This is a genomic window from bacterium (genome assembly GCA_023145965.1).
In the GTDB taxonomy this organism is placed as follows: domain Bacteria; phylum UBP14; class UBA6098; order UBA6098; family UBA6098; genus UBA6098.
The window spans coordinates 1-12,948 of record JAGLDC010000081.1; the positions used below are offsets into that span (position 1 = coordinate 1).

Below are 12,948 nucleotides of genomic sequence, written 5' to 3' on the forward strand. Positions count from 1 at the left end.
AAAGTTACAGGATGGCCCGCTCGTTTTGACGATGATGATTCACTGGGTTATGTAATGGATGATGCCCCTATAAAAATATTCGATGGGCATTCTGTTTATTACCATAGTTCCACGGGAATTGAAAATGATTTCGGCACAATGAAATATGAAATCATCCCGGCAAATGAAACTCGCGAGAATTTATAAGTGCTATCAAATATATGTGAAACAACTCTAACACGGAGGTATGAAATGTTCGACACAATCAAAAAAGGGCTTTATCTGGGTTTTGGTGCAATCGCCATAACCAAGGAAAAAGCCGAACAGCTCGTCGACGAACTCGTCAAGAAGGGCGAAGCCGCAGTTGATGAAAAGCCTGAACTGGTGAAGAAGATCCTCGAACGGGCGGAAGAACAGGAAAAGAAGGTAACCGATCTGATCGACAGTGCGGTGCGCAAGGCGGTCGATAAAGCAAAGGTTGCCACCAAGGACGACATCGCACAACTCAAGGGGCAAATTAACGCCCTGAAGGAGAAGTTGAAGTAGATGAAATCGAACGTTCCACATCGCACGAAAAGATACACGCAGATACTGCAGGTTTTTGTTCGGTGGGGCGTTGTCGAGGTAACCGGGCATTTTCTAAATCTTCATTCGATCAAGAAAATGCCCGGTATCGAACGATTGTCCAGTGGGGCGCGGCTTCGCATGGCGTTCGAGGAATTGGGTGGCACATTCGTGAAAATCGGGCAGATACTTAGTGTTCGTCCGGATATTGTGCCGCTCGACGTATGCGACGAACTGCGCAAGCTCCAGGACGAAGTTCCCTCGGTTTCATTCGACAAGATCGAACCGATCTTGAGCGAACTATATAGCGTTCCAATCGACGATGTTTTTGCGAAATTTGACAGGACACCTATCGCGGCGGCATCACTGGCTCAGGTCTATCGTGCAACAACGAAAAACGGCGAGGAAGTCGCGGTAAAGGTCCTTCGACCGAATATCGGTCGACAGATAGAAAACGATATTGCACTTATGCAACAGCTTACGAAAATCGGTGAGCATTATTCATCGCTAATATCGGATATTAATCCGATGTCCTTTGTAGATGAGTTCGCACGGTCGCTTCGCCGGGAAACCGACCTCGTTTGGGAAAGAAGGAATATCGAACGCTTTACCGCGTTATACAAGGGGGACGAAACCGTTCATATTCCCAAGGTCTATCCCGAACTTTCCGGTCAAAGCGTGCTCGTAATGGAATTTATCGACGGGATCAATATATCCGAGATCGAAAAGTTGAGAGCCGCCGGGCTATCGCCCGAGTTAGTAGCGCAGCGGGGCGCACGGCTGATTGTCCGCTCGATCTTCGACTTCGGTTTCTTCCACGCCGACCCGCACCCGGGGAATATCTTCGTTTTGCCGGGCAACGTGATAGCGCCGCTGGATTATGGGATGGTCGGCTTTGTTGACGATAGGGTTCGGGGAGCGCTTTTCAATATGATTTCCGGTGTAATCGATGAAGATATAAACCGTTTCATGCGGGGACTCGAAGCCGTATGCGAATTACCGGACGGGATTTCCCAAACTGAGTTGCGGAGAGATATTGTATTACTCACGCACAAATACTACGGATTGGAATTGCAATATCTGAATGTAAAGGAAATCGGCGACGATGTTTTTGCGCTATTTCGCCGCCATAGATTGCATCTCCCCGCCGACCTGTCGCTTCAATGCAAGGCGCTTATCACTGTCGAGGGGGTTGGAAAAGCGCTCGACCCGAATTTCAATACGGTGGAATTCCTTCAGCCATATGTGAAGAGGTATCTCCTCGAGCGTTGGAGTCCTAAGAAACTGTTCGAGTCCGCGGAAGCGATATTCGAAGATGCGCTCAGGGCGTCGCTGAAACTCCCCGGAAGACTGGATAAGATAACCGAAAAATTACAGTCGGGCAGTCTGAGCGTAAAGCTGGAACACCGCAGATTGGAACAGGTAACGGATGAGATAAGTAATGCGAGTAATCGAATATCGTCCGCGCTGATAATTGCCGCGTTGCTGATAGCCTCGGCGCTCGTGATGTCCATAGACAAAGGACCGCAACTCTTCGGTTTCCCGTTATTTAGCCTGATAAATTATGGAGTAGGCGTTGTCCTCGGACTTTATTTAGTGTTCGACATATTGAGAAAAAAGTATTTCTAATCGATAAGACGTAATAAAATGCCAACTGCACTGCACATACCGATTCTTATTGCCATACACTTCGCAATGGGAAAAAAGCTGTCGTTCCCTTACGGATTGGCGGTTGGTTTTAGTGTCTGGGAAATCGGTGCGTTGGTGTTGATAGTGGATTTCACAGAAATACCGTTGTTCCGATGGATACTAACAGGAGCCTGCGACCGTGTCGGGCCGCTTCGCTGGCTTCACGAGAATCTGGATCATCGGGAGTCCGCGCTCTCAAAAAAGCGATTTTACCGGTGGTTTCTACACGCTGGACAACTCGGAATACTTTTATTGGTAGCAATACCCGGTGCAGGCGGAGTTACAATCGGAACATTGATAACCCATCTCCTACACATGCCCAAAAAACAATCGGTGCTAATAATCGCCGCCGGGTCGGTCGTCGGATGCATGCTCTTTGTTGTGGGGATAGAGGGAATATTGGCCATGTTAGGATTTTGAACATAAGAAATTTAATGATGTTATCTAATTGAGAAAACAAATAAAAACAAGGAGACAGTAAAATGAGAACCATTATGATTACAGCGCTGGCACTTGTTCTGGCTATCGCTATGATTGGCTGCGAAGAAGTTGTCGAAGAACTCACAACAACCATTTCCGGTAATGTCAGCAACGATGGAGAGCCTGTTTCAGGCGCGTATGTCATCCTGCTTGATGCGGGGGATTCCGTAAGCTCGGGAATTTCCCTCTCGAATGGGATGATAACGAATTCGAGCGGAGATTACACAATGATCGAGGTAAGCGTCGGCGACCATTATGTAGCGGCAATCGACGATGCTAACGGTAACATCATCTTTGACCCGGATACGGACAGACTCGGCTACTACGGCGACACGGACACACTCACAGGACTCACAATCCCCCGGACTGTCCATGTCGATGATGGTGACGATATCGAAAATATCGATATCACAAAGCTCTATCAGTTGCTTCATTGACCGGTGATGCTAATTGAAAGGACGTTTTATGAAACAGATACCGGTTTTCGCCTTCATTACATCGATGGCGCTGTTTATGGTTATCGGATGCACAAAAATCGATAATGGGCTGTCCGTGCCAAACAGCTACAACGACCAAGGGAGAGAACTGATTTATGCTGCCGAGCGGGTCGAAGGAGAAAATTGTTCAGGTTCATTTGCCGGTCTCGGCTCGACTCCGGATTTTCAAGATGCTATAGATGATGCTATCGAAAATGGACAGGAAAAATATGGCGAGGAGTATGTCGTGCTTGCTGATATTATAGCATGGTTTGAAACCGCAGATTATATGGTTTATTCGTCATACTGTGCGAAAGTTACAGGATGGCCCGCTCGTTTTGACGATGATGATTCACTGGGTTATGTAATGGATGATGCCCCTATAAAAATATTCGATGGGCATTCTGTTTATTACCATAGTTCCACGGGAATTGAAAATGATTTCTCAACAATCGAATGGACAGTAAAAACTATCGAGGTCGATGAGATTTCTCAGTATTAGGATATTGAGAAAATAAATAAAACTAAGGAGGCAGTAAAATGTCAATCGTAAAAGAAAGCCCTATCACCAATTTCCTGACCAAGCAGGTTGCCAACATCGGCAGCATAGTCGGTGTCTGGAAGGTCGCCGTGCCGCCTCTGGAAAAGGTGGGACGGAAATTATATGTTGATAGGGGCGACCCAATTAAACTCGGTTCCAGGCGTCAAAGAGAGGATAGGTTTTATATCGCATCGAATGTTGTGCGTGCCGCGCTCAAAGCATACGACAACGGTTCACCGGCAGTGCGCGATAAAATGGTCAATTTGTTTCTGCGAGAGTTTTTGGGTAATGCTCACAAACAAACAAAGAACAAGTTTAAAGATAAATACGGACTATATCCACCAGCTTTCCTGACTATTTCCCCCGGTGGAACATGTAACCTGCGCTGCAAAGATTGTTATGCTACAAGCGCTCCGAAAAATATGCCGTCGCTTTCAGCGGAAACTGTGGAGAAAATACTCGATGAGAAATACAACGAATGGGGCAGTTGGTTCACCGTTGTTTCCGGCGGCGAACCGTTTATGTGGCGCGACGGCGATATAGACATTATCGAAATCGCAAGGCGGCACCCGGAGCAGTATTTCCTCGTCTATACAAACGGCACGCTTATCGACGAAAAGACCGCAGCGCGACTCGCCGAGGTGGGGAATATGACGATGGCAATCTCGGTCGAGGGATTCGAGAAGGAAACCGACGAACGCCGTGGGAAAGGAACATACAAACGCATCCTTACCGCTTTCGAGAACCTGCGAAATGCCGGTGTGCCGTTCGGTATCTCGGTGACGGCAACCCCCGAAAATGCCGAACTTCTTATCTCGAAAGAGATGATAAAGTTCTACTTTGACGAGCAGGGCGTGCTTTACGAATGGCTCTTCCAGTATATGCCAATCGGGCGCGGGGTCGAAGTAAAAAAGCAGGTTCCGCCGGAAATGCGCCGTAACATGTGGGCACGCGAGCAGGAGATTGTCCGCAAAGAACGGCTCTTCTTCGCCGATTTCTGGAACAGTGGAACATTCTCTTATGGATGTATTGCCGGCGGTCGTTCGTGCGGCTATCTGTATATCGATTGGAACGGCAATATCTACCCGTGCGTCTTCGTCCCGTTCTGGAAGGACAACATCAACGATCTCTACGCACAGGGAAAAACGCTGACAGATGCGCTGTTCTCCGACCTTTTCTCCGGCGTGCGCGAGTGGCAGCGCTCATATAATTACCAGAAGCCGCCACATGAAAAGGGCAATGAAATACGGCCTTGTTTCATACGCGACCACCACAAAGTGGCGCACGACCTATTTATCAAAACCGATGCCAAGCCGGGTTATCCATCGGCGGCGCTGTGTCTGCACGACCAGGAATACTACGATGCGATGCTCCGCTACGACGATGAAGTCGCGAAATTGCTCGACCCGATATGGGAAAAACACTATCGCGAATCGTGAGCGGGCAACTGGAAATATAATATTGCTTACACGCAATCACGGTCTATAGAAATAGAAGGAGGTGAGATTATGAATAACTGGTTGAGAAAGCCGATAAATTGGTTCAAAAGGTTATGGAGCAACATTCGCAAACTTATTTAATGTATTTCAAAGGACAAACAAATGCGTAAATTCGCCGAAATATCAGTTACGAAACACGTGGTCTATTTGAAATGGCACAAAAATGTGCGGAAAGGGGAAAAATGATTATTTATTGCGGTCCTCGATGTTGAACAGAAAACCTGGAAAGAAAAATTTGGAGAAAAATAACTAACACCCCCATCGGGGGAAGGAGGAGATTATGGCATTGGAAAAGTGTAAGACGGTCGATGAGTGGCTGCAGATCGGCAACCTTATTGTCCAGGCCGACGATCAGACAATCGGAACCGTAACCGGGGATTGCCAGCGAGGATACTGTGGAAGTAATGTAGGTCGGCACCGGCCGACGGCTGGCGCGATATTTTCGTCCGACATAATGTGACAAATATTCCAAATCGGACGTAGAAAATAGCGTGCCAGCCGGCGGGGTCGCTTCTTAAGTAGCATTTAACTTGATGGCTGTTGCGGTTGTGTTAATTTTGTTTTTACAAACCGCAGGGTCCAGGCATGCCTCAACCGCATAAGCTTTTTCACTCTCAGTAAATCCCCCCTGACAGTGGGGGAGTAGAGTGTAGTATAGGATGAAAATCGGACTGTATCAAATCTTTTTGTGCAATTTTGGTAAAAAAAATTACATCACGAAATAGGCTTAATTAATAACGAATGCACTATTATCTTGTTTAACAATAAATTAGCAATTATCCAGCATTAACTCCTCGTTGTTTTTCATGAGAAATATTTTGCTTTTTCGTTGACTTTGTTATCCTTGGAAGATATGTTCTAAAGCTATTTACAAGGTGCATTGTGCACCGGGTGTGTTCTAATTATTTAAAATGGATTTTCAAGAAGGAGAACAAATGTCAGACGCATTAGCAAAGTTCATGGAGAAGATTAAAGCCAAAGATCCGGGTCAGCCAGAGTTCCATCAGGCAGTGTATGAAGTTGCAGAGAGCCTTATGCCTTTCATCGAGGCGAATCCGAAATATCAAAAAGCCAAGATTCTTGAGAGAATGGCCGAGCCTGAGAGAGTTATCACGTTTCGTGTGCCATGGGTTGATGATAAGGGAGATGTTCAGTTAAATCGCGGTTTCCGGATACAAATGAACGGTGCCATAGGTCCTTATAAGGGCGGCCTTCGTTTCCATCGTAGTGTAAATCTTAGTATTCTTAAATTCCTTGCTTTCGAGCAGGTTTTCAAGAACGCGCTAACTACGCTTCCCATGGGTGGTGGCAAGGGTGGTTCGGATTTCGATCCTGTTGGTAAATCAGAGGGTGAAGTTATGCGTTTTTGTAATTCCTTTATGATGGAGCTTGTCCGTTATATTGGACCTAACACCGATGTTCCAGCGGGTGATATTGGTGTTGGTGGTCGCGAGATCGGCTACCTTTTTGGTATGTATAAAAAGCTTCGCAACGAATGGACAGGTGTTCTCACTGGTAAAGGTAGAAATTGGGGTGGAAGCATCGTTCGTCCTGAAGCCACCGGTTTCGGTGTTGTTTATTTCGCCGAGGAGATGTTGAAGACCAAGAATAATTCACTCGATGGCAAGACTGTCGTTATCTCTGGTTTCGGTAATGTTGCATGGGGTGCAGTAACCAAGTGTAACGATCTTGGAGCTAAAGTAGTTACCCTTTCCGGCCCTGATGGCTATATTTATGATCCAGACGGGATCAAGGGCGAGAAAATCGACTACATGCTCGAAATGCGCGCCAGTTGCCGCGATAAGGTTCAGGATTATGCGGACAAATTTGGTGTACAGTTCTTCCCCGGCAAGAGGCCATGGGAGGTTAAAGCCGATGTTTATCTACCTTGCGCTACACAGAACGAATTAGATAAAGCCGATGCCGAGAATATAATCAAGAATGGTGGCATTTGTGTTAGTGAGGGTGCGAATATGCCAAGCACGCCCGAAGCTGTTAATGTTTTTATTGAAAACAAACTTCTTTACACGCCGGGCAAGGCCTCCAATGCAGGTGGCGTTTCTGTTAGCGGACTGGAGATGACGCAAAACGCGATGCATATATACTGGACTTCTGAGGAAGTAGATAACCAGCTCAAAAACATCATGAAAGCTATTCATCAGCAGTGCGTCGAGCACGGAACTAAGAATGGTTATACAAACTATGTTAATGGTGCTAATATTGCTGGTTTTATCAAGGTTGCGGATTCGATGATCCAGCAAGGCCCAATCTCCTAGATATTAGGCCTAGACCAGGACTATTAAAGAAAATTCCCCGAGCTTATAGCTTGGGGAATTTCTTTTAAAATAAATAGGGATCGGTTTTTTCGATAGAATCACGAATATTTTTCCCGCAAAAATCCCCTTCATACCTTTACCACTCGACCCGCGCCAGCGCTTTATGTTATTTTGAATTTTGCATATCGCAAGATTGATCGATAACGAGTGTAATTTATTTAGTTGTGATTAGAGATAACAATAGGCGATCAGTTTCTGGTCGCCTATTTAATAGGGGTGGGTTTTTAAGAGATAGAAATTAAGTTTTATTTTCTTCATAGACAAGAATATCGCCCGGTTGGCAATCGAGGGTTTTGCATATTGCTTCAAGTGTGGAAAAACGGATAGCTTTGGCTTTGCCTGTTTTCAATACAGAGAGGTTTTGAGGTGTTATTCCCACGTTTTCTGCGAGATCGTTGAGTTTCATTTTACGAATTGCGAGCATGACATCTAGGTTTACTATTATTGACATTTCATGCTCCTAAATTGTTAGTTCTTGTTCTTCGCGTAGTGCGCGACCTTCGTCCATTATCCATGAGACCACATAAATGAGTAGTCCTATGATTAGTGCGGTCAAATTTATAATTAAGCCGGGCTGCGCTTTCACCTCCTCGGAGAGAAGCACCGAAGTTATGGCAAAACTTGCAATTGCTTTTACAACTGCAAATAGTATAAGTGTTTCGCCGATTCGGCGTATGCGCATGATATTTTCTGCATAAAAGATTTTGCCTTGCTCATAAAGTCGAAAAAGTTCTTTACCGTGCCATATTCCTCTTAGAAAAACGGCGATTGTTGCCCAAATCGCTATGATTATCGGTATTCGAGCAGACCTAACAAGGTCGGTTACCGGTATTATTTGGCGATCGAAGGTAAATTGGATATCATCGGGGAAGTTATTGTAAAAGACCATGAGAATTCCAAGAATAAGAATGGAGACAAGTGTGATCCAGAATATAAATTGTCCGCCAATTCTAAAAATTTTGCTTGCTAATTTTATTCTTCTCATTGTTACCCCTTAAATAAAAATAAAACCTGTTGAAGGGTCGAAGAAGAATATTATCGCCAAAGAAAGGGCCAAAAGAGGGAACATCATTGCCGATGCTATCTTATCGACTGCATTTTCGGCGTTAGCTATAGCGTTTGTTTTTTTCGAGTTTTTTTCCTCATCGACTTCACTGAAATTAGTTTTGTTTTTCCTCGACATTTTGAAACCTCCGTTTTTAAAATTTCTCAACTTCAAAGGACAAAATAAGAATAAAAAAACGAATGTCAAGAACTTTTTATCGTTAAACGATAAAATATATATAAATAGCGATATTTATTGATTGTTATACGTTTTGCAAGTTAGCAAAAAGGCTTTTTACAAAATATTATACAAGTCCATTTTTTAGCCTTGACATATTGTTTACTCAGGTTATTATAATATCGCTTGAGTGCGGGCGTAACTCAGTTGGTAGAGTTTCAGCTTCCCAAGCTGGCTGTCGCGGGTTCGAATCCCGTCGCCCGCTTTTTTAATAAAAAGGCCATGAGCCTTTTTGTTTTTTGGGAAAGGTATTTCACCTAGTGCTTCAAATAGTTGAGATAGAACCTAGATCACCTGCAAATAGAGCAGGTTTATTGAAGGACGATGTTATAGTTTCTGCAGGCGGGAAAACTATACGTGATGCCTTGGATATCGAGTTTTATATCGAAGGTGAAACCTATATCGATCTTCTTATTGAGCGTGGCGATAAAGAAATTCCAATAAGATTATTAAATCTCGGCTTAAAGCCTTCGGGAATTATAGTAGAACCTCTCAAAATAAGGCACTGTGGTAATAAATGCGTATTTTGTTTTGTCGATCAACAACCTAAAGGCCTTCGTGATAGCCTATATATTAAGGATGAGGATGTTCGATTCAGCTTCATTTATGGTAACTATGTTACACTGACAAACACACCCGAATGGGAGATAAAACGAGTTATTGAACAGAAGATGTCGCCACTTTATATCAGTGTTCATTCAACCGATGAGGAAATAAGACGTAATTTATTAAGTAATAAAAAGATAAAGCCAATATTTCCTCTGCTTCATCACCTAACGGAAAACGGCATTGCTATCCACTCTCAAATAGTCGTTGTGCCGGGCTATAATTCTAACACTAAGCAACTCGAATCGACAATAAAAAAGCTTTATTCGCTTGGTGAGAATAGTTTATCATGCGCACTTGTTCCTCTAGGTATCACTGACTATCGCAGGGAATTAGCCTCTTTAGAATCAATAAATTTTGAACAGGCGAAGGATATAATCTTTATGTCAAACAACATAAGGGATTCCATTGAAAGGCCTGAGTTTCTGCAACTTGCCGATGAATTTTTTGTTTTAGCTGGAGAGAATTTTCCTCAGAGCGACTATTACGATGATTATCCACAGTTGGAAAATGGTGTGGGGATGGCTAGACTTTTCATCGACGACACCATTAATGCTTTAAACGATAATAAGATAGCTAATATTTTATCAGATAAAACTATAGATATTGTTACAGGTCTATCTGCGGCGGAGCTTTTTAAGAAACTGCTACCAAAAGACCTTGGCATTAAGGGGTGTTTAACGCGCATAATTGGAGTGAAAAACAGCTTTTGGGGAAATAAAGTGAATGTAGCTAATTTATTAACAGGCAAAGACATAGTAAGTGTCATTTCCAATTCTGATGCGGATTATATTTTTCTTCCACCTAAAGTTTTAAATGAAGATGGCTTATTTCTTGATGGAATGAGTATCGAAACCCTCCAGACAAGCGTAAAAGGACGTGTTATGAGCGGCATGTCCTATCTTTCTGAAATACAAGAAGTTATATTAAATAATTAAAATAATACAAAAGTATATAATAACGCTAAAATCATATATAATAATAAGTTATAGCTTATACTTTAAAAAGACCTTGACTTCATAGTCTATATTAAATATACTTTAATCAGTTACAGCATGGGGTTATGTCGTTTTGGTAGAGTAACGCTGTAACCTATTGTTATGATAAAACTTCGGTATATGGAGGTTAACGGCTGTGGGATTGCCCATTGTTGCGATAATCGGCAGACCAAATGTAGGCAAATCTACATTGTTCAATAGGTTTTCTAAATCGAACAATGCAGTGGTCGATAATACGCCCGGTGTTACTAGAGACAGAAACTATTCTGTGGTTAACTGGGGGTCTAGAAGCCTAGTTGTTGTTGATACTGGAGGGCTTGTAATTGCACCTCGCGGCGAAATGGAGCTTTCAGTAACCAAGCAAGCAGAAATAGCGGCTTCAGAAGCTGACGTTGTCATTTTTGTTGTTGAAAAAACGATTACTCCAGAGGATAAAGAGATTGCCAATAGACTTAGAATTGAAAAATTCCCGGTTTTGCTTGCTGTTAATAAGATCGATTCTGAAAAAGAAATACAAATGGCCGCCGATGCATGGAGTTTAGCGATTGGTGAACCTCATTCTATATCAGCAAAAAATGGAAGGGGAGTAGCCGATCTTTTAGATCGTATAATGGAAGTATTGCCTGAATCAGGGAAGGGAGAGGAATCTCACGGCGAGATAAGAATTGCAGTGATTGGTAAACCCAATGTTGGCAAGTCTAGTTTTGTAAATAAACTACTAGGTGAGGAAAAACTTATAGTCGATTCAAGGCCGGGAACAACCAGAGATCCAATAGATACACATTTCACCTATAATGGTAAAAAATGGGTTTTTACAGATACTGCTGGTCTTCTTAGAAAACAGCAATATGGTATCGAGTATTATAGTTCATTGAGGACAGTCTCTGCAGTTAAACGTAGCGACGTGGTTTTCCTTCTAACCGATGCCGAAGTGGGGTTCAAGCAACAGGACAAGCGTATTGCTGGCATGTCCATAGATTTTATTAAGGGCATTGTTATCGGAATTAATAAATGGGATCTTATCGAAGCTGAAACGAACACTGCAGCGGAAAAAAGAAAAGAAATACTTGCTGAGGCTAATTTCCTCAGGTTTTCACCATTAATTACACTTTCCGCGTTAACTGGACAAAGGGTCAGGAAAGTTCTTCAATTGCTCGAAACCGTTGCGGAAGAACGTAAAAAGCGAATCCCTACATCAGAATTTAACAATTTTATTGAAAGAATAAAAATAAAGAATCCCCCTCCTATTGTTCAGGGTAAGAGGTCGAATATTCTATATGCCACTCAGGAGGGAATTAATCCACCTGTTTTTGTGTTATTTTGTAGGGGAATTAAATTTATTTCTCAGAATTATAAGAGATTCATTATCAACTCGATCCGCTCTGAATATGGTTTCGAGGGTGTGTCAATAAAAGTGGTCTTTCGCGAACATAAACGCGAGAGGGAACTTGTATGACAACCGCTTTAGCGATAATATTCGCCTATTTGCTCGGTTCGATGCCATTTGGGTATATCATTTACAAGATGCGTAAAGGTGGAGATATTCGCAAAACAGGAAGCGCAGCCACCGGCGCTACTAATGTTGCCCGTAGTCTAGGTATAGTTTACGCTATTATTGTGACTGTCCTTGATGTCTCTAAAGGTTTTTTCCCTGTGCTTTTGTCGATGCACTTATGGCCGACTAATCAATGGCTTCATGTCGCTGTGGCTATAGCAGCAATAATTGGTCATTGTTTTCCAATATGGATCAATTTTAGGGGTGGTAAGGGAGTAAATACTGCACTTGGAACAGCCTTTGCAATTTCCTGGCCAGCTGCTATTATTGCAATTGGGTTTTTCGGGGTGGTGTTTTTTGTTTTCAAGTTTGTTTCCATTGCTTCACTCGCTGCAGCATGCGTTTTTTCGATATCGATTTTAATTTTCGGGAGCTTTATTGATGCTCACCACATAGCTATCGAGGTATATGCTATCTTTCTTCCAGCAATAATTATATTTTCGCATAGAAGTAATATACAGAGGCTTATTAAAGGCAAAGAATTAAAACCAATTAAGAGCGAAAAGTAAAAAATTTATATTTTAGGATTGGAGCGGTTATGGCGAAGCCGACAAAGATGTATTACTCGATTACTGAAGTAGCCAAATTGGCTAGTCTGAAGCCCCATATTTTAAGGTATTGGGAGACTGAATTTTCGATTCTGCACCCAAAGAAGAATAGAGCTGGCAACAGGGCTTATCGTAATAAAGATATTGAGATAGTGAAGCTGATAAAGCAACTACTTTATACCGAAGGATACACTATAGAAGGCGCTAAGCGCCAAATTCGGAAACTCAGAGCCGATGGATACAAACCCGGCACAGTCTCGTTTAATGAGTTTGAAAGTAATGAGGATACTAACATCGAAAATTCCGGCATGAATGGTGATTTCGAGGTTAAACTCATCGAGATTAGGGATAGTCTTCGTGAGGTTCTTTCATTACTTGGAGCTAAATCGAAGTAG

Annotated in this window: 16 protein-coding genes and 1 tRNA gene; 14 read left to right on the forward strand and 3 right to left on the reverse strand. The window is 43.0% G+C overall.

Going from position 1 to position 12,948, the window contains the following annotated elements:
- The 9 genes from KAH81_07955 to gdhA all read left to right on the forward strand — a co-directional run.
- The coding region (locus KAH81_07955) for a hypothetical protein (protein MCK5833588.1) at positions 1–186 on the forward strand (186 nt) is incomplete at its 5' end.
- A gap of 45 nt (positions 187–231) precedes the next feature.
- A complete protein-coding gene (locus KAH81_07960) occupies positions 232–525 on the forward strand; it encodes a polyhydroxyalkanoate synthesis regulator (GenBank protein ID MCK5833589.1) in 294 nt (97 codons plus the stop codon).
- A complete protein-coding gene (locus tag KAH81_07965) occupies positions 526–2,172 on the forward strand; it encodes an AarF/ABC1/UbiB kinase family protein (GenBank protein ID MCK5833590.1) in 1,647 nt (548 codons plus the stop codon).
- Positions 2,173–2,190: 18 nt separating this feature from the next.
- Positions 2,191–2,652, forward strand: coding sequence for a small multi-drug export protein (locus tag KAH81_07970; protein MCK5833591.1), 462 nt, complete (start codon positions 2,191–2,193; stop codon positions 2,650–2,652).
- A gap of 62 nt (positions 2,653–2,714) precedes the next feature.
- On the forward strand, positions 2,715–3,149 hold the full coding sequence (locus KAH81_07975) for a DUF1416 domain-containing protein (GenBank protein MCK5833592.1): 435 nt from the start codon (positions 2,715–2,717) through the stop codon (positions 3,147–3,149).
- Between the two features lie 28 nt (positions 3,150–3,177).
- Entirely contained in the window at positions 3,178–3,690 is a 513-nt protein-coding gene (locus tag KAH81_07980) for a hypothetical protein (protein ID MCK5833593.1), read from the forward strand.
- 38 nt (positions 3,691–3,728) lie between these two features.
- Entirely contained in the window at positions 3,729–5,168 is a 1,440-nt protein-coding gene (locus KAH81_07985; protein ID MCK5833594.1) for a radical SAM protein, read from the forward strand.
- Positions 5,169–5,508: 340 nt separating this feature from the next.
- Positions 5,509–5,688 (forward strand): hypothetical protein, encoded by a 180-nt coding sequence (locus tag KAH81_07990; protein MCK5833595.1) that lies wholly within the window; start codon positions 5,509–5,511, stop codon positions 5,686–5,688.
- A 451-nt stretch (positions 5,689–6,139) separates the two neighbouring features.
- A complete protein-coding gene (gene gdhA / locus KAH81_07995) occupies positions 6,140–7,504 on the forward strand; it encodes an NADP-specific glutamate dehydrogenase (protein MCK5833596.1) in 1,365 nt (454 codons plus the stop codon).
- 298 nt (positions 7,505–7,802) lie between these two features.
- Here gdhA and KAH81_08000 read toward each other — a convergent pair whose 3' ends face one another.
- Genes KAH81_08000 through KAH81_08010 form a run of 3 tightly spaced genes read right to left on the reverse strand, consistent with a single transcriptional unit; the run spans position 7,803 to position 8,747 of the window.
- On the reverse strand, positions 7,803–8,015 hold the full coding sequence (locus tag KAH81_08000) for a helix-turn-helix transcriptional regulator (GenBank protein MCK5833597.1): 213 nt from the start codon (positions 8,013–8,015) through the stop codon (positions 7,803–7,805).
- Positions 8,016–8,024: 9 nt separating this feature from the next.
- Positions 8,025–8,549, reverse strand: coding sequence for a DUF2975 domain-containing protein (locus tag KAH81_08005; GenBank protein ID MCK5833598.1), 525 nt, complete (start codon positions 8,547–8,549; stop codon positions 8,025–8,027).
- A gap of 9 nt (positions 8,550–8,558) precedes the next feature.
- Complete coding sequence (locus tag KAH81_08010; protein ID MCK5833599.1) at positions 8,559–8,747, reverse strand: hypothetical protein; 189 nt, start codon at positions 8,745–8,747, stop codon at positions 8,559–8,561.
- A gap of 231 nt (positions 8,748–8,978) precedes the next feature.
- On the opposite strand from KAH81_08010, the gene KAH81_08015 reads away from it, so the two are divergent.
- The 5 genes from KAH81_08015 (at position 8,979) to KAH81_08035 (ending at position 12,948) form a co-directional block, all read left to right on the forward strand.
- Positions 8,979–9,051, forward strand: a tRNA-Gly gene (locus tag KAH81_08015).
- A gap of 55 nt (positions 9,052–9,106) precedes the next feature.
- Entirely contained in the window at positions 9,107–10,390 is a 1,284-nt protein-coding gene (locus KAH81_08020) for a DUF512 domain-containing protein (GenBank protein ID MCK5833600.1), read from the forward strand.
- 196 nt (positions 10,391–10,586) lie between these two features.
- Entirely contained in the window at positions 10,587–11,906 is a 1,320-nt protein-coding gene (gene der, locus KAH81_08025) for a ribosome biogenesis GTPase Der (GenBank protein ID MCK5833601.1), read from the forward strand.
- Positions 11,903–12,514 carry a glycerol-3-phosphate 1-O-acyltransferase PlsY gene (gene plsY / locus KAH81_08030; GenBank protein MCK5833602.1) on the forward strand — a complete coding sequence of 204 codons (612 nt, stop codon included), beginning with the start codon at positions 11,903–11,905 and terminating at the stop codon, positions 12,512–12,514. The genes der and plsY overlap by 4 nt, the downstream gene beginning before the upstream one ends.
- A 29-nt stretch (positions 12,515–12,543) precedes the next feature.
- The gene (locus KAH81_08035; protein ID MCK5833603.1) at positions 12,544–12,948 is read left to right on the forward strand and encodes a MerR family transcriptional regulator; all 405 of its coding nucleotides are present in this window, start codon (positions 12,544–12,546) and stop codon (positions 12,946–12,948) included.